Source organism: Oscillatoria salina IIICB1 (assembly GCF_020144665.1).
Taxonomy (GTDB): Bacteria; Cyanobacteriota; Cyanobacteriia; order Cyanobacteriales; family SIO1D9; genus IIICB1.
This window is the reverse complement of sequence record NZ_JAAHBQ010000117.1, coordinates 104,432-127,444: the sequence shown is the minus strand read 5'-3', so window position 1 is coordinate 127,444 and position 23,013 is coordinate 104,432. Positions and strand designations below refer to the sequence as shown.

The window sequence follows — 23,013 nt, the reverse complement described above, 5'->3', positions numbered from 1 at the left end:
AATCCCCCACCTACTAGCAATCAATTACCCAACATTTGTAACTGATACAAACTCGCGTACATTCCCTGTTGTGTTAATAACTCATCGTGGCTTCCCGACTCAACTAATCTACCTTTTTTCAGGACAAAAATGCGATCCACATTGCGAATTGTAGACAAACGATGAGCAATAATAATTGCCGTCCTTTCCTCTAACAAACGTGACAAAGCATCTTGAATTAAAGCCTCCGTACCCACATCCAAATTAGCCGTTGCTTCATCTAAAACCAAAATTCGAGGATCGCGAATTGCCACCCGTGCAAAAGCCAATAACTGCTTTTCACCACCAGACAAATTAGCGCCTCGTTCGCGTAATTGAGTATGATAATTATCCGGTAAACGTTCAATAAAGCGATCGATATTAGTTAACTCAGCCGCCCTTTTCACCTCATCAAGCGAGTAATTTTCACCCAAAGTGATATTCCTAATTACATCACCAGCAAACAAAAAACTTTCTTGTAAAATTACGCCCACATGACGACGTAATTCAGCTTGAGGAAGGTCGCGAATATCAATTCCATCAACAGTAATTCTGCCTTTTGTCGGTTCATAAAGACGACAAAGCAAGCGAATTACCGAACTTTTTCCCGCCCCCGTTGGACCGACAAAAGCAATTTTTTCTCCAGGATGAATTATAAAATCTAAATCTTTGAGAACATAATCATCATCCTTATAAGCAAACCAGACATTTTCAAACTTAATTTCCCCAGTCGTAGCTAAACTTTGTTGAGGTTGAAATTTGCTAGTTTTTTCAGCTTCAGGATCGCGAATTGCAATTGGTTCATCTAATAACTCACCAATCCGTTCTACAGCCGTAAAACCTGCTTGGAGCATGGTAAACTTTTCCGCAAAACGACGTAGGGGATCGAAAAGTCGTTGAGCGTAAAGAATAAAAGCAGATAAAGTTCCAAAAGTCAAGGCATCGCGCAGAATAAAAAAGCCACCCAACCATAATACCCCAGCGATCGCCACCAAAGAAATCCACTCTATAGTTGCCGAAACCGCCGAATCATAGAAAATAGTTTTATCAATTTCATTGCGATAAGCAGCATTCACCTTGCGAAACATTTGACTATTAAATTGTTCGCGACGAAATAGCTGTACCACATTGATTCCAGTAACATTTTCCTGCAAAATCGAATTAAGTTGAGAAAGTTCTTCCCTAGCCCGATAATTTGCCTGACGATAGCGTCCCTGAAAATAAACAATTACCGCCGTAATCGGGATTAACATTAGCACTAGCATTAAAGCCAACTGCCATTGCATAACAAACATGATTATTAGCGTCACTAGAATATAAATTAGATCGCTAACAATGCCAATTGCCCCAGTTGAAAAAACATCACCCAAAGCTTCCACATCGCTAGTCAAACGAGTTACCAAACGTCCCACAGGAGTGCGGTTAAAAAAGCCCATTGCGAGGGAAGTTACATGAGTAAATAAATCTTCTCGAATTCTGGCAGTAATTTCCTGCCCAACTTTTTGAACTAAAAATCCTTGCAGCGAGACAAAAACCAAGCGTAAAAGAATCGTCCCCATTAGCAAAACGATGAGAAAATCTATTCCTTCAGAAACCGAACGTTCTGCCAGAAAAAACCAGACTTCTTCATCGCGCAGTAAGGATACCGCCTGTCCAATAATTAATGGCTGGATTGCCCCTGCTAGCGCCATTGGGACTAGCAAAATCAAAGAAATGAAAAAAGTGCGCTGACTACCGCGAGCGTAGGGTACAAGTCGCAGAAATAGCCGCCAATCATTTTCCTGGCGTGGTTGAGTTCTCGATCGCGGAGATGATACAGACATTAAATCAGTTACCAGTTATCAGTTAACAGTTACCAGTTATCAGTTACCAGTTTACTCTCCCGATTTACTGAAATGAGTTAGTAGGTATCTGCATTCACCAGTTGACATTTACTCATTTATGTGGTTTTAGTGAAAGCGATATCATTGGGGACTGGGGATTAGGGATTGGGGACTGGGGATTGGGGATTAGGGATTAGGGATTAGGGATTGGAGATTGGGAATTAATTATTACTACTGATTTGGCTAGGAGTAAGATTGTTTCCAGTGAACAGTCAACAGTGACCAGTTTATACTCTAATTCCCCCTTGTCTCCCCAGTCACCAGTCCCCAGTCACCAGTCACCAGTCACCAGTCCCCAGTCCCCAAACCCCAAAAAAAACATGACAATTAACACTTATCAAGTTGGTGGTAGTCTAAGACAAGACGATCCCAGTTATGTAGTACGTGGCGCTGATGCAGAACTTTACGAAGCCTTAAAAGCAGGGGAATTTTGTTATATTCTCAACTCCAGACAAACAGGAAAATCCTCGCTGTTGGTGCGAACAATGTTTCGTTTAGAACAAGTAGGATTTCTTTGTGCTGCTGTTGATATGACCAATATTGGTAGCGAAAATATTACACCTGCTCAATGGTATAAAGGGATTGTCGCCGATATTTGGTCAGGCTTTAATTTAGTTGGCGAACTAAACTTAAAAGTCTGGTGGCGCGAACAAGAAGAACTGTCTTTGTTACAAAGATTAAGTCGCTTTATTCACGAACTTTTATCCGTTCATTTTCCTGAAGAAAGACTATTTATTTTTATTGACGAGATTGACAGTATTCTCAGTTTAGATTTTCCCGTTGATGACTTTTTCGCCTTAATTCGTTTTTGTTATAATCAGCGTGCAATTAATCCCGCTTATAACCGGATTAGCTTTGCCATTTTCGGTGTGGCAACACCTTCAGATTTAATTGTTGATAAAAATCGCACTCCTTTTAATATTGGTAAAGCCATAGAATTACATGGTTTTTCTTTACAAGAAGCGCAACCCTTAGTCAAGGGATTAGCTCCCAAAATTAACAATGCTCGATCGGTATTGGTCGAGATTTTAAAATGGACGGGAGGACAGCCATTTTTAACGCAAAAATTGTGCCAATTAGCTTTCAAAGCAAGCCAAGAAACAGCGAGTGGAGTGCTGACAATTCCTCCAGGAAATGAAGGATTTTGGGTAGAAAGTATTGTTAAGTCTCTGATTATTGAAAACTGGGAATCCCAAGATGAACCAGAACATTTCCGTACGATTCGTTCTCGGTTACTTTATAGCGAGGAAAGAGCGGGGAGAATGCTGGGAATTTATCAGCAAATTTTACAAGAAGTTGAAATTTCAGCCGATGATTCACGAGAACAAATTGAACTGTTGCTTTCGGGATTAATAATTAAAAAACAAGGCTTATTGAGAGTAAGAAACCTACTTTATCAAGAAATTTTTAATCGGGAATGGGTAGAAAAACAATTAAATAATCTACGTCCGTACTCGCAAGGAATAGAAGCTTGGATCGCCTCAAAAAAAACCGATCCCTCGCGACTTTTACGGGGAAAAGCATTACAAGAAGCTCAAGTTTGGGCGCAGGGAAAAAGCTTAAGTAATCTCGATTATCAATTCCTCGCAGCTTCTCAAGAATTAGACCGTCAGGAAGTCCAACAATCTTTAGAAGCAGAAAGAGCAAAAGAAATAGCAGCCAGATTAGCGGAGGAACAAAAAAGATTAATTCAAGAACAAAAAGCAGCTAGATTACAAAGATATTTATTAGTTGCAGTAAGTGTCGCTTTAGTAATTGTTTCCGTATTAGGAGGATTAGCCTTTTCCGAATATAATCGAGCCGTAGCGATCGATCGCCAAGTGAAAATCAAAGCAATTAGCGCGATCGCCACTTCCTCGGATGCCTTTTTTGCTTCTCATCAACGTTTAGACGCACTTATCCAAGCAATCAAAGCCACAAGATCCCTAGAAAAACTAGGAGGAACCGATCTAGAAACCGAAACCAAAGTAGAAACCGTCCTCAGACAAGCAGTTTACGAAGTAGTCGAGTCAAACCGTCTTTCCGATTTTGAAGCCGAAGCTTGGACAATTGATATCAGTCCCGACAGTAATTTGATCGTCACTGGTAGTACCGACGGTAGCATTAAACTTTGGCGACGAGATGGAACCTTATTAAAAACTCTGGAAAAACATTTAACTCCAGTTTGGACGATCGAATTTAGCCCTGATGGAAATTATCTCGCAGCAGGTAGTGACGATGGGATAATTCAATTATGGCAACGAGATGCGATCGGGAAATTTCCCAAATCACCTTATCAAACTCTGCAAGCACATGATAGTGCAGTAATGACCCTTAATTTTAGTCCCGACGGTCAAATTCTTGCTTCTGGAAGTGCCGATCGCACGGTTAAACTTTGGCAATGGGATTATACTAATAAACTGCAAATTTTACCTTACAAAATTCTCCAAGGACATAGCGCTTTGGTGGGTAGTATCGCTTTTAGCCCCGATGGGAAAATGCTGGCATCAGAAAGCGAAAAAACGATTAAATTGTGGCAGCGAGATGGTACGTTACTCAAAAGTTGGCAAGCCCATGCTACGGGGATTTCCCAAGTAATTTTTAGCTTAGACGGGCAAACTTTAATTAGTTCCAGTATGGACAAAACGATTAAATTCTGGGACATTAGCAACTTGGAAGAATTTAGTGGTCGTCCAGAAAAAATTCTCAACGGACATAGTAACGGTATTGGTAGCATTGCTTTAAGTGCTGACGGTCAAAGGCTTGTTTCCGGCAGTCTAGACAAAACAATTAAAATTTGGAACTTTAACGCCAAAACTGAAGTAAACACGCTCAGAGGAGCTAATACGGGCATTTGGCGAGTTGCTTTGAGTCCGGATGGTACTTATATTGCTTCTGCCGGAACCGAAAAAATGGTCAGAATATGGAAACGAAAAGGGAGATTAAAAAGTAGTCTCCAAGCGGCGGATGCAGCAATTTGGGGAGTGGCGATCGCGCCAGACTCTCAGGCGATCGCCACAGCAAGTTTGGACCATACGGTGAAAATTTGGAACCGCGAAGGTAAGTTACTGACAAATTTAGTCGGACATGAAGCTTCGGTTTTTGGTGTAGACATTAGCCCAGATAATCAAACTATTGCCACCGCGAGTAATGACGGTACTGTTAAACTTTGGCGGCGAGATGGTAGGCTACTGAAAACGTTAACTTATGGTGCTGAAGTTTGGGATGTAGAATTTAGCCCCGATGGTCAATTAATCGCTGCCGCAGGTGCGGATAATACGGTGAAAATTTGGCAAGAAGATGGTACTTTTTTAAGAAGTTTGAGTGGTTTTGGGGCGACGTTACGGCGAATTACCTTTAGTCCCGACAGCCAAATTATTGCTGTTACCAGTGGTGATAATACGATTAAACTTTGGCAGCCAGATGGCAGTTTTTTAAGAACTTTAGCGGGACATCACTCATTAGTTTGTGGAGTTGCTTTTAGCCCCGACGGTCAATTTTTGGCTTCTGCAAGTGGAGACGGTACGATCCGACTTTGGCATCGAGATGGCACTTTAGTCAAAAGTTTTGAGCATGGTGCGGCAGTTTGTGGGGTTGCTTTTGGTCCCAAAGGTCAGAAAATTGTTACTGGAGGTTCGGATAAGACGGTTAAGATTTGGAATTTGTCAGGTAGACTCCAGAAAATTTTGGTTGGACATCGAGATGCGGTTCGCGCGATCGCTGTTAGCCCCGATGATAGTTTTATTGCTTCGGGAAGCGAAGATAATCGACTAATTTTGTGGAATTTAGACCAAGTGGTGAAACTCGATCCCTTAACTTATGCTTGTCACTGGGTAGAAGATTATTTGCGGACAAATTCCCACCTTAGCGAGGACGAACGTCATTTATGCGACGGTGTTTTATTTTCGGGAAAGAAAAGGGATCGAGTTAAAATTTAGTGCAAGAAAACCAGCGAGAGACGCATTTGACTGCGTCTCTCAATTAAAGGTTTATGGTAAGTCTAAAATTGGTCTAAATTTTGAGTTTGGATGTCAAATAAGTTAGAATCTTGTTGGTAGTATTCCGGCAACAATTCTTGAGATTCTAAATCACCAAGAGCCTTTTCAATGTTTTTGGTAGTTTCAGTGCAGCTTTGTCCACTAGCATTAATTACCCTTTCGGTGATTTTGCCATCTTTGCCAATGCGATATTCAATCTTTCTGTATTCAGCCATAAAAATTTTCCTCAGAAAATTTGTGCTTATTTTTTCATAATAGCTTAGAGATTGGGGATTAGCAGTAAACAGTTATCAGTTACCAGCGAACAGGAAACAGTTTACTATCTACTTCCTCCAAGTCTTCCTTGTCTCCAAGATCTACTGATAACTGATAAGTGATAACTAAACCCAGTAGCCAATCACTTTTTTTTGAGTAATTTTTTAACTAGAGAAGGAATTTGGGAAGGACGTTTAGCGAGGGGAATTTTTGCCTTTTCAAAAGTAGAAAGTTGGCGATCGCTAATGCGGGAACCTTCGGGAGTTTGAGTAAGCTGAGTAGCGATAATCGCCGCCGAATCTCCCAAAGGAAGATTAACTGGGGTGTGAGTACCAGCGAGATAAACAACCACTGGTTTAGCGATCGCGCTTTTGATATACTCAACTGTAGCTTTTTCCTGAGAAGCGATCGCTTGTCCGAGTAAGACAATTGCTTGAGTTGTTTTATCTTGGGCTAAAATTCCCAACCAGTGCTGAAAATCACTAGCGATAATTCCCTCACTACCCAAACTCACAGCAATAGACTGTCCTAATTTTGCCTGAGTTAATTCTAAAGCAACTTCGTAAATCAAAGAGTCAGTGCGGCTAATAATTCCTACCTTACCGGGAGTAAAAAATTGAGGTTCGCTAATTCCCAGGAAAAATTTTTCTGGGATAATAATTCCCGCATTACCAGGACCTAAAAGTAAAGTATCAGTTTCGCGAACTTTTTTCAGCAAGCGAACCATATCTAAAGGTGGGACACCAGCAGTAGCGAGAATTATTTGGCGAATACCTGCGGCGATCGCCTCAGAAACAGCATCGAGTGCAGCATAAGAGGGGACAAAAATCAAGGAAAAATCGATTTCTCCTAATGCGGATCTTGCTTCTTCGACCAAATCAAAAATAGGAATATCAGATAATTTTGTACCGCCTTGACCAGCACTAACTCCGGCAACAATATTAGTACCATAATCTTTCATTTTAAGCGTGTAATGTACCCCGATTGGTTCGGTAATGCCCTGAACCAAAATTTTGCTGTCTGGTGTCCAATTCATATTTAATTTGCTCTCAAGACAAGCAGTTGATTAATCTGTAGTTTCCGGATTACTCAGAGAAACAGTAAGATTTACTGCTTCTTCCAAGCTATCTGTCCAGTGTACAGGCATCGCTGTTAAACGTTCTCGAATCGAATCGAGTTCTCCACCCACAACGCGAATTACAAACTGAGGTGGTTGATTTTCCGGCTGTGGTTTAATTTGAGGTTCGCGGTTCTCGCGACGAGAACGAGAAACCACAGCAGTTGGTCTTTCTAAGCGATCTTCGCTGCGGCTAGCACGCGTTTCGTTAAAATCGGGTAGTAAATAATCAGCGATCGCTTCACCTACTTTCGTCGCTGTAACTGAATCGCTAAGAATATTAACCAACACAACTTGTAACTCTTCAATATCTTCACTCAACTGTGCGATCGCTAATTCAAGCTGAGTAGCGATTTCGCCATCATCAACGATCGCGCAACAATTAGGTACAGATCCATCTTGACAAAGTAAGTCCCAAGTAGCTAAAGCCAAACCGACACTATTACTGATAATTCCAACATTACCTGCTTTATTCACCCATTTGCTTTTTAATGATAATGGTAGAGATTGAGCAGGTTGAAATAAGATTTTTTCGGAAGTTAAGGCAGAAATCTGTTCGGAATCGGCAAGGGAAATCAGATCTGGATGTCGTCCCAAGGAATAATCGTTAACAGTAATTTTCCCATCCAATGCCATCAACTCACCATCTTTACTCACCCCAAGCGGATTAATTTCGACTAAATCTAAATCCTTAAAAACAAACAGATCGTACATTTTCTGGATGATTTCACTTACCGACTGAAGTAACTCACCCTGAAGTCCCATCCGGGAAGCCAAACGTCGAGCATAAAAAGGAGAAAATTCATCCTCGATCGCTACTTTTGTCATTTTTTCGACCACCGCATCCACATCGATCCCACCTTGAATCGAACCCAGAAGCACCGGACGCTTTAACTGATAATCTAAGACTACCGCCAAAAAAAACTCTCTTTGAGCATCATAACGAGCCTCAGCCAACAAAACTTGCGGATACTCACCCGCGATCGCCAAATTCAAAATCGTGCGTGCAGCCGCGATCGCGTCGATGGTATTCTCTACAAATCGGATTCCACCTGCTTTTCCTCGTCCTCCCACTCGCACTTGGGATTTAAGTACGATAGGATAGTCTAACTGTAACCTTCTAATATCCCTAGGGTTGTCAATGCGTTGGCTTGGTAAGACAGGAATGCCTACACCACGAAATAATTCTTTTGCTTGATACTCTAGTAATTCCATTGTTTTTGCAAATAAAAGGTTAAATAGGAGAAGGTGAACAGCCTGTCAGTGGGATAGTAATCACCAGAGTAACAATTAAACCAACAATTTACCCAAAAAGCACCTAAACTAACAAATACGCTTATATCATCGCGTTCTATCTACTATGGAAACAGCGACTCGCCCAACTACTTTAGAAACGTTAGAGGATCGATTACAAAAGCGCCTCAACTCAGAATCACTACAAATCGTACCTTTACAGGTGCGCTGTCTTTTCCGAGATGAGACACTGACAATTTTAGTGGAACATCCAGAGCCAGTTACTCCTTATAAAAAACGTACCTTTAACTTGATTGAGGCAACTCTCAAAGATTGGAAAACGGATCTTGTCGATCCTGATAGCCAAGTTCCTGAATTAGCAGGAGGCTATCGAGTGTTAATGTATTTGAGAGTGTTAGGGCAAGAGCAACCCTATGCTTTTCATACGGTGACAATTTCTACACCTAGCTCAGAAAATGCTGAGGAAGCAGTTGCCGAAACTGATGCTGCTTCGACAGATGCACCTGTTGTCAATGAGGAAATGGCTGAGTTAGAAGAGTTGCTGAAACTCGATGACGAAGAAGATTCCTCTAACGAAACTACCGCAGTTGAACCAGAAAAAACCAATTTCCATTCCTCATATTTTCCGGAAAATGATGAATTAGAAACTGCCGGAGAAGAAGATGAAGAAAATGAAATTTCTCAGACAAATTGGCTGCCGATAATTTTAGCTGGATTGGGGATTGGTTTAGTCTTTTTCTTGACGAGTTTATCTTTTCTCAATCGTCCCTGTGTGGTTGGCAAATGTGAAGTTTTAGGTGTGGCTAAACAGTTAGCTGATGGTTCAGAAGAAATTCTCCAAGGTCCCACTTCAGGACAAGCAATTCTCAATGCACAAAAACATTTAGATCGGGCGATCGATATTTTACAGGCTATCCCTTCTTGGTCGCGACATCACTCAGAGGCAGCAAATCTGTTACAAGTTTATCAGCCTCGTTCGGAAAATTTAGATCGCTTAGTTTTGGGTTTACAAGCAGGAGCAAAAACTGCTTATCTGACGCAAAATCCGCCTTTACCTGCTGCTAAATGGGAAGAAGTTCAAACAGGATGGCGCGAGGCGATCGCGCTTTTAGAGGAAGTTTCTCCTGAGAGTGATTTTTACGATTTTGCTCGAACTAAGGTTGAAGAATATCAAGAAAATTTAGCGGTAATTAATCGTCGCTTGCAGCAAGAAAAAGAGGCTACAGTTAACTTGGAAGCAGCTAAAAATGCGGCGGAAATTGCCGAAGTGCGTCAAGGAGTTGCCCAAACTTTAGCTAATTGGCAGTTAGTTTATTCTACTTGGCAAACGGTGCAAGAACGTTTGGCAGCAATTCCTCAAGGTACGACAGTTTACGAAGAAGCACAACAGTTACAAAAACTTTATTCACCTAAGTTAGCTAAAGCACGCGATCGCCAAACTCAAGAACAATTTGGCGATAATACTTATAATCAAGGTGTTCGTCTGGGTGAGTTAGCTCAAGAAGCAGAAAAAAACGGTCAATGGGCTGTGGCTTCTGAGCGTTGGCGTAATGGTCTTGCTTACATTCAACAAGTTCCTAATAATACTTTTTACCACAGTAAAGCTCAGTCTTTAATTCCTACTTATTCGGCAGCTTACAAAAATGCTCAAGCGCAATTGCGCATTGCTCTGAAATTGCAACAAATTAAGGAGGATTTAGAACGCATTTGTTCGGCAACGAGTTCGATTTGTAACTATACAATTACTAATAATGTGGTTAAAGTTAGCTTGAGTTCTAGTTATATGCAAAAGTTACGACAAACGGCAATTAATGCTCAAACTAAAGGCGATTATCAAACTCAGGTTAATCTCTTTAATCATGTAAAATCTCTGGAGGTGGCTTTGGAAGCTATTAGTAATAAGTCGGGAACTCGTGTAGAAGTTTATACTCCGGATAATGTTTTGATTCAAACTTATTTGCCGGATTAGTAATCTCAAGTTGAATTATGCCAATTGGGAATTATTTAAGGAAAATTTACGGCGAGATAAGCTGTTGGCGATCGTTGAAAAATTGACGATAAACGCCGTTGGTTACTAATAAAGTGGCGATCAAATTAGCAAAGGCGATCGCGAATAAAATTAATAACTGATAGGAAACGGCATTTAAGGGATCGATCCCGCTTAAAACTTGTCCTGTAAACATTCCTGGTAAAGTAACTAAACCGACAACCATCATTTGATTTAAAGTGGGAATTAAGCCAGCACGAATGGCTTCTTGACGATAATTGGCGATCGCTTGTTGGGGTTTGGCTCCTAAACTGAGATAGGTTTCGATTTCAATTTGGCTATTGTCGATCTTACTAGCTAGTCGTTCTCCGGCGATCGCGGCTCCGTTCATCGCGTTACCGATAATCATACCTGCTAGGGGAATTAAATATTGTGGCTCATACCACAAATTGGGTTGAATAATCAAAAAAATTACATAACTTAAAGTAATCGCCGTACTAACGACTAGCGAACCCCAGACTAACGGTAAGAGACGCTGGAGTTTTTTCCCGATCCGGTTGCGGGTAACAATTGCCGCAATTGAGATCATTGTCGCGATCGCTGCTAAGACAAGCCAAGGATTGGCGATCGCGAAGACGAATTCTAAAATGTATCCTACCACCGTCAACTGAAGTAGCGATCGCACTGTGGCGAAAAAAAGTTGATTTTCTAATCCTAGTTTCTCCCAACTAGATAAGCCGATCGCGATCGCCATCAGAGCTAAAGCCAAAGCTAAATCTGTATATTCTAATTCAATTAAGTTGTCCATTGAAACAATCTCGTCCTGGAAGCATTCTCTAAAAAATAAGACAATGTTGTGCTAATATTCCCTTTTTAGGCAAAATTTGCTTTTATAGGTAAAACCTGTTGGTGAGAGCGAGTGAATAAAATACCTCCTGTTGATTTAACAAGACAATACAAACTTATTAGAGAGGAAGTCGGGACGGCAGTTCTCGATATCCTTTATTCTGGTCGTTATATCGGTGGTACTGCGGTAACAGATTTTGAGCAACAATTTGCTGCTTATTTAGGCGTAGATCGTGCTGTTTCCTGCAATTCTGGCACAGATGCGCTTTATCTTGCCCTGAGAGCCTTAAAAATCGGCGCAGGAGATGAAGTAATTACCACACCCTTTACTTTTATTGCAACGGCTGAAGCGATCGCGGCTGTGGGTGCTAAACCCGTATTTGTCGATATCGATCCCCAGACGTTTAATCTCGATATTAATCATCTCACTGCCGCTATTACTAAGCAAACAAAGGCAATTATTCCGGTTCATTTGTTCGGACAACCTGCGAATATGACTGAATTAATGCAGGTTGCGAAAGCAAACCATCTCTTTGTCATCGAAGATTGCGCTCAAGCAACCGGGGCGGAATGGGCAGGTGCTAAAGTGGGTACGATCGGCGATATCGGTTGTTTTAGCTTCTATCCGACGAAAAATTTAGCTGCTTGTGGTGATGGGGGAATAGCAACCACCAATAATCCCGAAATTGCGGCACAAATGCGCATTGTCGCCGATCATGGTAGAAGCGATCGCTATTATCACCAAGTTAATGGCATTAATTCTCGTCTCGACAGCATTCAAGCAGCGATCCTACAAGTTAAACTAGCTTATCTCGATCGCTGGAATCAACAACGAAATCAGTTAGCTCAACAGTATCAAAAGCTTCTGGAAAACCTTCCCGGAATTAAACTTCCCCAAGTGCTACCCGCAGCTAAATCGGTTTGGAACCAGTACACAATTCGGGTAAATTGTCAAGAAAAATCTCCCAAATTGCGCGACAAAATCCGCCAGCAACTCGGAGAATTAGGAATTACGACAATGGTTTATTATCCTTTACCCTTACACTTACAACCTGTGTATCAACAATTAGGATATCAGCAAGGAAACTTCCCCATTGCCGAACAAGCCGCGAACGAAGTTTTGTCTTTACCAATGTTCCCCGAACTTTCCTTTGCAGAACAACAACAAGTAGTTTACGCGCTGAAAGATTGTTTGGTAGAAGTTAAAAGCTATGCTTCTTTGTCTTAGGGATTGGGGATTGGGTTCAGTTATCAGTGAACAGTTATCAGTGAACAGTGAACAGTGACCAGTGAACAGTGAACAGTTATCCGTTTATCCCTTAACTCCTCCTTGTCTCCCCCTTCTCCCTTGTCCTCCCCCTCTTCCTTGTCTCCCCCTTCCCTAGGAGGAAAGGGGGTTAGGGGGTTAGGTTAGGAAAGAACTCGATTAGTTTTCGCAGTAGCCAAAGCATCCACCAAACCGCGAACCACAGCCACCATAGCTACTTCATTATCGAGTTGATTAATCGCCGAACCAACTCCAACACCACTAGCACCAGCAGCGATCGCCATTGGTGCAGTAACATTAGACAAACCAGAAGCACATAAAACAGGCACATCAACAGCCTGAGAAATGCTATAAGCCGCCGCTAAAGTAGGTGCAGCTTTTTCGATCAAACCCAGAGTACCAGGATGTTGAGGACTGCTACTCGTACCGCCTTCAGTTTGAATAATATCAGCACCCGCAGCAACCAACTCCTCAGCCAATTGTACTTGGCGATCGAGTTCCAGAATATGAGGAACCGTCACCGAAAGAGTAACATCCCGAAGCAGCGATCGCGTTTCTTTCGTTAACTGCAAAACTTCAGCCGCTTCAAAACGTCTTCCTTGGGCGTAAAAACTATCAAAATTACCAATTTCAATCAAATCCGCACCAGCAGCGATCGCTTCTACAAATAACTGCGGTTCCACAGCCGAAACACAAATTGGTAAATCAGTCAACTGACGCGCCATGCGGACAAGATCGGGATCTGCCGCCAAATCGACAAAAGTTGCACCACCTGCGGTAGCCGCCTTAACCACCGCAGCCACGCTCTGAGAGTCAAAATTATTCAAGCCGCTAATAACTTTGAGAGCATTCTTTTGGGCAAAAGCCTTTACTAGTTGAGGATGTAAACTCATCTTGTTACTTTATAACTTCCCATCAGATCGGTATTATAGTCAAATCCTGTCCCCAGTTTACCTTTCCCTCAAAAGATTAATAGTAGTCGGTGAAAATTTTGCCTAAACTAAGAGCAGAACTAAGCTTGCGACTCTAAACTCTCCCGTCAAGAACAGGCTATGAATTTTCCTCGCCCTAACCTATCTTCGTTTCATTCCGACATTCTCCAGGATACTCTTCTCGGTCAGCTTTGTGGTCAAGAAAAATTATTTCGCGATCGCTACCTAATTTTACGGATGCTAGGTAGAGGTGGCTTCGGCGTAACTTTTTTAGCCCGGAATACAGTTTTACCTGGTAATCCCTTATGCGTCATTAAGCAACTCTGTCCCAAAATTAATAATACATCTGCCTTAGCCACTGCCCGTCAACGCTTCAAGCGAGAGGCGAAAACCCTTTCTTTATTAGGAAGTCACTCGCAAATTCCTTTACTATTAGACTATTTTGTCTTGGAAGAGGATTTTTTTCTCGTTCAAGAATACGTCCGGGGTATAACTCTGGCAAGATTAGTTAGGCGCTACGGTTGTCAGTCAGAAAATGCCGTCAAACAATTTTTACGGCAAATGCTTCCTGCACTGCAATACATTCACAGTAAAGGCGTAATTCACCGAGATATTAAACCACAAAATATCATTCGCTGCCAAGACGATGGGAGATTAGTTTTGATTGACTTTGGTGCAGTAAAAGAACAATTAACCAACGTCGGAGATACCAGTTTTAAGTCAGTAACCACCAACTTTATCGGGACAGTAGGATTTGCACCCCCCGAACAATTTTGCTTGCGTCCTGTTTATGCTAGCGATCTTTATGCACTCGGTGTCACTTGTTTATACTTACTCACAGCCAAAGCACCCTTAGATTTCGACAGCGATCGCCGCACCGGAGAAATTATTTGGCGTGATACTGTGGAAGTAAGTCCTTCCTTTGGGCAAATTTTAGACAAAATGCTCAAAGTTAATGTTCAACAGCGCTATCAAAACGCAGCCGCTATTATCCGAGATTTAGAACCTCAACCATCTCAACCAGACTTAACTCATTGCATGACTGTGAAAAATCAACCGACATCAGAACCCGAACCCGAAACTGAAACCCCATCTCATTCTCTTTCTTATGCACAAAGAACTGGTAAAGCTATCCGAGAATGGAAAAGCCGTTTCCAAAAAAGACAACAAGCACGCAAAATTCGCGAAATTAGAAATCAGTTATATAACCAGAATAACTCCATCTAATCTCCTTTTTACTAATCCCAGAAATTAATTCAGCTTGAATAATAATTAATTTAACCTTACTTAGCAAACTTCCCCAGAGCAAAAAAATATGGCAGCCGGACACAATTTTATTTTGGATCTTACTATCGTTCTGGGAGCTTCTGCACTAGGAGGTTATTGTGCAAATCGCTTGCGTCAACCTGTACTTTTAGGTTATCTCCTCAGTGGAGTAGTTGTCGGACCTTTTGGACTTAAATTATTAAATGAAGTCGAACAAATTGAACCTTTAGCCGAAATTGGCGTAGCTTTATTATTATTCGCCCTCGGTGTAGAATTTTCCCTCGCGGAACTCAAACGAGTTAAAGATATCGCCCTTAAAGGTAGTGTTTTACAAATTGGTTTAACTGTCGCTTTAGTAGCAATTTTAGCTACTTTAGTTGGTTGGGTAGAAGGAATCGTTCAAGGTATCTTTCTCGGTGCGATTCTTTCTCTTTCTTCCACTGCTGTAGTGCTAAAAACGCTCACTGAACGAGGTGAAGTCAATACTTTACACGGTCAAGTTATGCTTGGTATTTTAATTGCTCAAGATTTAGCTTTAGGGCTAATGTTAGCAATTTTACCAGCACTGAATCAACCAGCCGATTTAGGAACAGCATTATTAGCAGCTTTCCTCAAGATTAGTTTATTTTTAGCTGCGGCGATCGCAGTTGGGCGTTGGATTGTTCCAAAAGTAATTAAAAATATTGCTTCTACTGAAAGTAGCGAGTTATTTCTGCTTACTGTAATTGCGCTTTGTTTGGGTGTGGCTTTAATTACTGCTAGTCTGGGAATTTCCATTGAAATGGGGGCTTTTGTCGCTGGTTTAATGATTGCCGAAATTGATTATGCTGACCAAGCTTTAGCGAAAATATTGCCTTTGCGCGACACTTTTGCCAGCTTATTTTTTGCTTCGATTGGAATGCTAATTGATCCAAGTATTTTACTTGATAATTTAGGGATAATTATCAGTTTAGTAACAATTGTTATGCTAGGCAAAGCAATAATTATTTTACCCATTGTTTTAAAGTTTGGTTACTCATTTAAAACGGCAGTAATTTCTGCTTTTGGCTTAAATCAAATTGGGGAATTTTCCTTTGTTTTAGCTTTAGTGGGGCTAGAACAAGGGTTTATTTCTCAGGAAAAATACTTGCTGATTTTAGGAACTACAGCTATTACATTAGTCCTAACTCCCATAGGTTTAAAATTATCGCCTCGTCTTGCTGAAAAAATAGCTAATCTCCCTATTTTAGCAAATTATCTCCGCAAGTTTCGCGATCTCAAAGACTTATCAATCCCCGAAAAAATTAATAACCATGTCGTTGTTGCAGGTTATGGAAGAGTCGGACAAGTAGTAGTTAATATTCTCAAATCTCAAGGATATCAAGTATTAGTAATCGAAAATAGCGAAGCAGCAATTAAACGCTTAAAAACCGAACAAATTCCTTACTTATTTGGTGACGGAGACTCAGAATTAGTCTTAGAAAAAGCTCATTTAGAGAAAGCCAAGGCATTAGCGATCGCACTTCCCGATCCTAATAGTACCAGACTACTCCTCAAACGCGCCCTCAAACTAGCCCCAGAGCTTGATATCGTCGCCCGTTCTCACGAAAACAGCGAAATTGACCTCCTCACGCAACTAGGAGCCCGTGAAGTCGTCCAACCCGAATTTGAAGCCGCCCTCGAAATGGGCGCACATATGCTTTCCACCCTCGGTGTAACCCAAAACCAAATTCAGTCAGTAATTAGCGCTATTCGTCGCGGCAGATACTTGACAATTCGCCCCGAACGTGCTGATGAATTATTACAAAAAGACTTAAGAGAAGTCGCCCCCGAATTGAAAAACGAATGGCTAACTTTACCTGCGAATTCTCCCTTAGATAATCGTACCTTAGCCGCAGCCAATATTCGCAATTTGACCGGAGCCACAGTCATGACAATTCAACAACACCAACAAACAATTTATTATCCCAAAGGCGAGACAATTTTGCGTTCCGGGGATAAATTAATGGTCGTCGGTAACGCCGCCGAATTAGCAGCTTTCCGGGATTTAATTCAAGGCAAACTCGATAACAACAGCGAACCCGTTTAATAAAATTTATTCTGACTATAATTGACACCAAGAGAGCTTGTAAACGCTATGACCTCCGAAGTTATTTATCCTCATCTCGAAAAACCAGAAAACCAATCTGCGAGATTAAAACGCATACCCCGCATCCGCGTTGCTCAAATTGTTATGGACTATCTTGCTTACGGTTGGTCTGTCGAAGAAATGTGTCGCCAACACCCCTATCTCAAATTATCAGAAGCTCACGCAGCAATGGCTTATTATTTTGACTTTCAAGATGAAATCGAGGCAGAAATTCGTCGCGAATGGGAAGAAGTAAAGCAAGAAAAATCTACAGCATCTCCTTCTCCTTTCGTAGTAAGAATGCGTATGAAAGGACTAATTTAAGTGGCAATTTCACTTTACAACATCGCCAACAATTGTCATTCTGAGCGTAGACGCGCTAGCGGCTTCTCGCAGAGTAGCGTACCGCTAAAGCGGAACCCGTAGGGTAGAATCTCGATACAACTTTGTCTAGAGATGCTACTCTTTGAGAACGCTACGCGAACATTCAATCCTTCACTTCGTTCAGGATTTCATTCAGCATGACATTCTGAGACAATAGACCAAAATCGCTGAAACATTAGAAAACAATTATAAATTGTCATCAGCGATTAACTACAGAAGACCCTCTGGTACGTTCTCAGCTTCGTGCAAGTTGATTGCATTTGACCATATTGTGTAACTATCCCATAGCACACCACTGAGGTCTGCGCCACTGAGGTTTGCGCCACTGAGGTCTGCGCCACTGAGGTCTGCGCCACTGAGGTTTGCGCTTCTGAGGTCTGCGCCACTGAGGTTTGCGTTTCTGAGGTTTGCGCTTCTGAGGTTTGCGCCACTGAGGTTTGAGTCACTGAGGTTTGAGTCACTGAGGTTTGCACCTGTGAGGTTTGCGTCACTGAGGACTGCACTTCTGAGGTTTGCGCCACTGAGGTTTGCCTCACTGAAATCTGCACTTCTGAGGATTGTCTCACTGAAATCTGCACTTCTAAGGTCTGCGCTTCTAAGGATTGCCTCACTGAGGTCTGCGCTTCTGAGGTCTGCACCTGTGAGGTTTGCGTCACTGAGGTCTGCACTTCTGAGGACTGCACTTCTGAGGACTGCACTTCTGAGGATTGCGTCACTGAGGTCTGCGCTTCTGAGGTCTGCGCTTCTGAGGTCTGCACCTGTGAGATCTGCGCCCGTGAGGTCTGCACCTCTGAGGTCTGCGCGACGGAAAAACTTACCTAGTATTTCCAAATAAGCAAAAGCGCCTAAACACTGACTGTAACCAAAAATGCGTAGTAGTCGCGTCTCATCAAAATCATCTGTACCTGGTTTACCGCAAGGATGAAAATCAATCTGCCCTTTGTCACCAGACTTAGCGTAGCGATGCAACTCAAGCAACAAAATTAAAACATTCAACCCGGCATAAATATCAACTTCTCGCTGTCCACGCTCAATTTGTAAATGTCTCGCCTTTTTCTGCGGTAACGTCTCGTTGGTAGCTTCAATAAACTCGCCATCACTCCAGCGCAAATAAAAATCATTGAGACGCTCAAATAGCACTGCTAAATCAGTCTGTTCTTTCTCCAATAATGCCATCACATACTCGACAATTTCCTGCGTCAAGTTACCATAACCAAATAAATCGTAAACTTGCCAATCTAATACTGAGGTCAAAGTTTCGTAAGTTTTGCGCCGCTTACCAGTTTTAGTCGTCCACTCCTGCAAACTTTCCACCATCCGTTCGGCGCACAAAAACTCACCGAAACTCTTATGGAAAAACTCAACGGAATTTTCTGCCCCCGCTACCGACTTCAGATAAAAAGCAGCCAAAGCATTTTTCAGAGGTTCTTCACTTTCCTGGGCTGCTGTCAGCAATTTTTTTGCGGCTTCGTCTTCTTTTTCTTCCAAACGGCTTTTAATCGCGGCAATAGCAGCATATTCCCGTCCCGACTGCACTACACACAACCCCGCTTCGGCGAGAATACTGCGTAAATCTTCTGGTTCTAAATTAGTCAAATCAAGATTAAGATTTCTTCCTGCTTCTGTAGTGCGCTGCTTGTTCAGTACCCAGTCCAAAGCTGACTCATAAATCAGCACTTTTGCCCCACCTTGGCTAGCTTCAGCGAAATCTTGCGCCTTAATCTGATTGTCACGATACATAGCTGCTAGGAGGTAAAGCAACAAAGGTTCTTGGGCTAGTTCCTTTACTTGTGCGGGACAATTTGCATCTGCTAAAAATTGCTGAAATTGCTTAGTTTTCTCTTCCGCAAGATCGGGGTTTTCTGCAACAACATTTTGCCATTTCTCCAACCACTGTTGTTGAATTTCCTCACTCATCGGAACAATACTCACTCGCGCCAAATTTCCCGGCATCAAGCGCTCAATTCCATACAAAGCCAGGGGTCTACCCGTCACCAAAACACGATGTCCGCGTTCGTTATTTTCGTTGCAGTGTCGCTGAAACTGCTCAATTTGGTCTAAAAACTGTTTCAGGGCATTACTCGCGCCTCGTTCTAAAAGTAACTCATCAAAGCCATCTAAGAAAAACAAAAAGCGCGTATTTCTTTCTGTCAACCAACCTTTGTCATTCTTCACAAAATCCCAACCAACAGCCGCACTGAGAGTCTCATCAAAATCTTGTTTCAAATCGCGTACATCTCGCAAACGAATTAAAATTGGTGTATAAATTGGGTGTAATTCGCGCCTTACCCAGTCGGCAAACATTCGACAAAAAACACTTTTTCCCCGTCCGGGACCTCCTTGAATGAATAAAATTTTTCTTTGTTTAGTTTCATCTAGAAGTAAATTTTTTGCCCAAGCTTCGATATTCTCGGCAGCAGCATCTTCGTCTACTTCACCACTTTTTACAGGTTTCACCTCCAAGGGTACATAAATGTCTTGGAAAGTAAACTTTTCATCAAATACAGTTTCTAAAGGTTTCTTGGCAATGACATCTTGTAAATAGTTATCCAAACTAGAGTAAATTTCTAAATCTCGCTGCCAACCTTCGCCATAAACTGCGGCTAAACGCGGCACTTTATCTTTAATTTCCGCAACCGTTGCTTTCAAATAGCGATGAGTGTTTCGCGAAACTCTTTCGGTAACAATTTTTGCCTCGTTTTCCGTCAGCCCTGACTCTTGCAACCGCGCCGCGAGCAGAGGATTAAATACTTTCGCTAAAGGCGACTCATGAAAACAAATCAAGGTTTCTTTAGCGTATTTTTCGTTAAATTCAATTTCTTGACCGTTTACTTCTAAGTTTTGTCCTAATTGTCTCAGTTTTCGAGCAACTTCTTGGGAAGCGGGAGTATTTTCTAACTGATTTTTAACTTCTGGATGTTCACCAAGAAACTGCCGGAAACTCTCCAAATATGCCGCCTGACTAACTAAGGCGATGCTCGTTTCTAAACTTGGCTCTTTGTGGCTTTTCTCAACAATAAATTTGATTGTTCCCGTAGCGATGGAAACGAAAGGTAAAGCCGCACCCGCAACTTCTACTAAGGGTGAGTCTAACACATCGAGCAGCGAGTCAAGGCGACCAACTAAGGGGGCTAAGGCTTCCGCATCTTGATTTTCTCGCAACGCTTTTGCTAATTCTAAGACGTTTTTTCCAGCTTCGACACTACCTTGAATTGTTTCGTCCCAAGGAATAGTAATTTCGGTGTTGAGTGTTTCCCAAAGTTTTCGCCAAAGTTTCATAACGCTGATGATTTCACGGAAGCTAAGTTTATTTTTCTTCTGTTTTAACTTAAATCAGGATAGTTTTGGCAAATTTCTCAGCCAGTAAGCAGAAAATTTTTTTACAATCTTTTTCTTAAAAGTTAAAATACATCATGAATCTATTTTGTTTTATTGCCGACGGTAAATTTCTACTTGACGCGATAAAATATAGAGAATTATTTCTTTAATAACTCTCCTCCTGAGAAGAGGATACCTTTTGGGAGAATATCAAATGATTGCGCTGAAAGATTTTCTTAGCCGAGAACTAGAAAACCTTAACGAAGAACAACTTCAAGAAATTAGAGAGTTTATCGCTTTTCTTAAATTTCGCGATCGCAAAACTAACTTGACGATTAATGAAGACAAAATAGCTAGTCTTTATCAGGAATCTGCTGAGGAAGACCGCCAGTTAGCGGAATTAGGAATAGATGGGTATCAAGAACTTCTCAAACAAGCAGAGGAAAAATGACTTTTAAATGAGGAGAGGTTTGGTTAGCAAATTTGAATCCAACTAGAGGTTCTGAAACCAGTTTAGAAGATATTGTTTTATTGACTTTTGGTTATCAGTTCTGATGCACTACAACGTTTGTTTGCGCGTAATAATTTGCATGAATTTATAACTATTTTCCGAATCTATCAATCAAAAATCTGCTGCAAGTCAAGTTTGAAACCAGGTAAAATATCTTCACTAGAAATATTGGTCGGGGAAACTAATACTTCTTTGTTTTGTTGGGGACGATAAATTTCTACTTCGCGCTGTTGAGGATTAATTAACCAACCAAGACGACAACCGTTATCCATGTATTCTTGCATCTTTTCTTGCAGCTTTTTTAAGGAGTCTGTTTTTGAGCGTAATTCAATAATAAAATCAGGACATAAAGGGGGAAATGTATCTTGTTCTTCTGCTGTTAAAGCTGACCATCTTGCTTGGGTTATCCAAGCAACATCGGGAGAACGTTCTGCGCCGTTAGGTAATTGAAATACCGTGGAAGAATCAAATACTTCGCCAAGTAAGTTTCGTCTGTTCCATGCTTCTAATTGATAGGTTAATTTGCTGTTTCTCCTACCTGTGTTACCGCCAGTAGGTGGCATAATAATTAATTCTCCGTTTGCAGTTAATTCTAAGCGCAAATCTCGGTTAGCTGCTGCTAGTTGCTCAAATCGTTCGTGAGTGAGTTTTAAGGTATTGGGTAAGTTAAGAATTAGCGCGTTCATGGTTCGATAAGGGTAATTTTATGATATTATTTAGTTACCTAGTTTGTTTACGGGCAAAAATTTGGGTAATTGGCATTGCAAATTCTGGAAGTAAAGGCGATTGGGCAAAGCCCAGCGCCGCTTGCGGCGATCGCAAAACATCTCCAGCGAAAAGAGTTTCTACTAATATTAATCTAGCTTCTTCGCGACGGTAGACTTCTAGTTTCTCAGTTCGCCAGTCCACAATCCAGTATTCTTTTACACCTCTTACTGAATAAAGTCTTAGCTTTAATTCTTTATCTCGACGCTGATTTTTGCTTCCCGCAGATAAGGATTCAATCACTAAATCGGGTGCTTGTGTTAGGTGTCCCGCTTGGTCTAAAATTTGATTGAGTCGTTCTAAATCGGCAATCCAAACTGCATCGGGTTCGACTGCATTTTCTTCGTCGAAAACGATACCAGGAAAGGGTACTGCTTCGCCAAAACCTGATGTTAATGTCCAATTATCTAAGGCGGAATAAAGTCGTCCTACTGCTTTATTATGATTCCAATGAGGCGATTTGGTCACGAATAATTCTCCGTTGATAATTTCGTAATGTTTTCCTTCATCGGTGATTAGTTCTAAATCTTTGGTGGTAAAGCGAATTGGTGTATTTATATTCGATTTCTGAACCACTTTTTTTTCTCCCTAACTGTGGTTTTTAAGTTGAGTGTAGGTTGGCTGAAGTAATTATGTTTTTTGATAAAAAATGAATTATTTTTTAGGATATTTGTGGTAAGTTGAGGATCAAAGATGTTTAAAGTATAGCACTATTGTTTTAGACGGTTGTAGCTGGACTTGAGAATAACTGGTATTATTGGAATTGTTAGCGACAAGGTTAGAAAATATCTTCGATCTATCTGGTATTGCTATAATTGTTCCTATTAGATTTCTAAGTGTAGAAGTACGATCGCGTAAAGTTCAATACTTTTTTAAGTAAAGGCGATCGCTGCTAAAGCGGTGACTCTGAATAAGTTTTTGACGCGATCGCGTAAATCTCATGTTTCTCTTTTTAAGAAAAATAATCACCGCTAAAGCGGTGACTACGAACCTAGATTGAGCGGGTTTTAACCTTTTTTTTAAGAAAAATAATCGCTGCTAAAGCGGTGACTCTGAATAAGTTTTTGACGCGATCGCGTAAATCTCATGTTTCTCTTTTCAAGAAAAATAATCACCGCTAAAGCGG

Annotated in this window: 16 protein-coding genes; 7 read left to right on the top strand and 9 right to left on the bottom strand. The window is 41.4% G+C overall.

Features of this window, described 5'->3' with window-relative positions:
• Positions 1-20: 20 nt before the first annotated feature.
• Positions 21-1,841, bottom strand: a complete 1,821-nt coding sequence (locus tag G3T18_RS23525) for an ABC transporter ATP-binding protein (RefSeq protein ID WP_224413033.1) — start codon at positions 1,839-1,841, stop codon at positions 21-23.
• Positions 1,842-2,221: 380 nt separating this feature from the next.
• Between G3T18_RS23525 and G3T18_RS23520 the strand changes: the two genes are divergently transcribed.
• On the top strand, positions 2,222-5,818 hold the full coding sequence (locus G3T18_RS23520) for a WD40 domain-containing protein (RefSeq protein WP_224413032.1): 3,597 nt from the start codon (positions 2,222-2,224) through the stop codon (positions 5,816-5,818).
• Positions 5,819-5,880: 62 nt separating this feature from the next.
• On the opposite strand, the gene G3T18_RS23515 is transcribed toward G3T18_RS23520, so the two are convergent.
• The 3 genes from G3T18_RS23515 to G3T18_RS23505 all read right to left on the bottom strand — a co-directional run bounded on the left by G3T18_RS23515 (position 5,881) and on the right by G3T18_RS23505 (position 8,465).
• Entirely contained in the window at positions 5,881-6,093 is a 213-nt protein-coding gene (locus tag G3T18_RS23515) for a DUF2997 domain-containing protein (protein WP_224413031.1), read from the bottom strand.
• A 182-nt stretch (positions 6,094-6,275) separates the two neighbouring features.
• Complete coding sequence (locus G3T18_RS23510; protein ID WP_224413030.1) at positions 6,276-7,169, bottom strand: succinate--CoA ligase subunit alpha; 894 nt, start codon at positions 7,167-7,169, stop codon at positions 6,276-6,278.
• Positions 7,170-7,199: 30 nt separating this feature from the next.
• Positions 7,200-8,465: an ATP-grasp domain-containing protein gene (locus tag G3T18_RS23505; RefSeq protein WP_224413029.1), complete on the bottom strand. Its 1,266-nt coding sequence runs from the start codon at positions 8,463-8,465 to the stop codon at positions 7,200-7,202.
• Between the two features lie 145 nt (positions 8,466-8,610).
• Between G3T18_RS23505 and G3T18_RS23500 the strand changes: the two genes are divergently transcribed.
• Positions 8,611-10,473, top strand: coding sequence for a hypothetical protein (locus G3T18_RS23500; protein WP_224413028.1), 1,863 nt, complete (start codon positions 8,611-8,613; stop codon positions 10,471-10,473).
• Positions 10,474-10,519: 46 nt separating this feature from the next.
• On the opposite strand, the gene G3T18_RS23495 is transcribed toward G3T18_RS23500, so the two are convergent.
• Positions 10,520-11,299: an ABC transporter permease gene (locus tag G3T18_RS23495; RefSeq protein ID WP_224413027.1), complete on the bottom strand. Its 780-nt coding sequence runs from the start codon at positions 11,297-11,299 to the stop codon at positions 10,520-10,522.
• A gap of 111 nt (positions 11,300-11,410) precedes the next feature.
• Between G3T18_RS23495 and G3T18_RS23490 the strand changes: the two genes are divergently transcribed.
• Positions 11,411-12,565, top strand: coding sequence for a DegT/DnrJ/EryC1/StrS family aminotransferase (locus G3T18_RS23490; protein ID WP_224413026.1), 1,155 nt, complete (start codon positions 11,411-11,413; stop codon positions 12,563-12,565).
• Between the two features lie 182 nt (positions 12,566-12,747).
• On the opposite strand, the gene G3T18_RS23485 is transcribed toward G3T18_RS23490, so the two are convergent.
• Positions 12,748-13,497: a DUF561 domain-containing protein gene (locus G3T18_RS23485; RefSeq protein ID WP_224413025.1), complete on the bottom strand. Its 750-nt coding sequence runs from the start codon at positions 13,495-13,497 to the stop codon at positions 12,748-12,750.
• A gap of 159 nt (positions 13,498-13,656) precedes the next feature.
• On the opposite strand from G3T18_RS23485, the gene G3T18_RS23480 reads away from it, so the two are divergent.
• The 3 genes from G3T18_RS23480 (at position 13,657) to G3T18_RS23470 (ending at position 17,233) form a co-directional block, all read left to right on the top strand.
• The gene (locus G3T18_RS23480; RefSeq protein WP_224413024.1) at positions 13,657-14,763 is read left to right on the top strand and encodes a serine/threonine-protein kinase; all 1,107 of its coding nucleotides are present in this window, start codon (positions 13,657-13,659) and stop codon (positions 14,761-14,763) included.
• 88 nt (positions 14,764-14,851) lie between these two features.
• Complete coding sequence (locus G3T18_RS23475) at positions 14,852-16,870, top strand: cation:proton antiporter domain-containing protein (RefSeq protein ID WP_224413023.1); 2,019 nt, start codon at positions 14,852-14,854, stop codon at positions 16,868-16,870.
• Between the two features lie 48 nt (positions 16,871-16,918).
• Positions 16,919-17,233 carry a DUF433 domain-containing protein gene (locus tag G3T18_RS23470; RefSeq protein WP_224413022.1) on the top strand — a complete coding sequence of 105 codons (315 nt, stop codon included), beginning with the start codon at positions 16,919-16,921 and terminating at the stop codon, positions 17,231-17,233.
• Between the two features lie 270 nt (positions 17,234-17,503).
• Here G3T18_RS23470 and G3T18_RS23465 read toward each other — a convergent pair whose 3' ends face one another.
• Entirely contained in the window at positions 17,504-20,572 is a 3,069-nt protein-coding gene (locus G3T18_RS23465) for a pentapeptide repeat-containing protein (RefSeq protein ID WP_224413021.1), read from the bottom strand.
• A 253-nt stretch (positions 20,573-20,825) separates the two neighbouring features.
• Between G3T18_RS23465 and G3T18_RS23460 the strand changes: the two genes are divergently transcribed.
• Positions 20,826-21,062, top strand: a complete 237-nt coding sequence (locus tag G3T18_RS23460; RefSeq protein WP_224413020.1) for a hypothetical protein — start codon at positions 20,826-20,828, stop codon at positions 21,060-21,062.
• Between the two features lie 167 nt (positions 21,063-21,229).
• Here G3T18_RS23460 and G3T18_RS23455 read toward each other — a convergent pair whose 3' ends face one another.
• Entirely contained in the window at positions 21,230-21,808 is a 579-nt protein-coding gene (locus G3T18_RS23455) for a Uma2 family endonuclease (RefSeq protein ID WP_224413019.1), read from the bottom strand.
• Between the two features lie 34 nt (positions 21,809-21,842).
• Positions 21,843-22,463, bottom strand: a complete 621-nt coding sequence (locus G3T18_RS23450; protein ID WP_224413018.1) for a Uma2 family endonuclease — start codon at positions 22,461-22,463, stop codon at positions 21,843-21,845.
• Between the last annotated feature and the right edge of the window lie 550 nt (positions 22,464-23,013).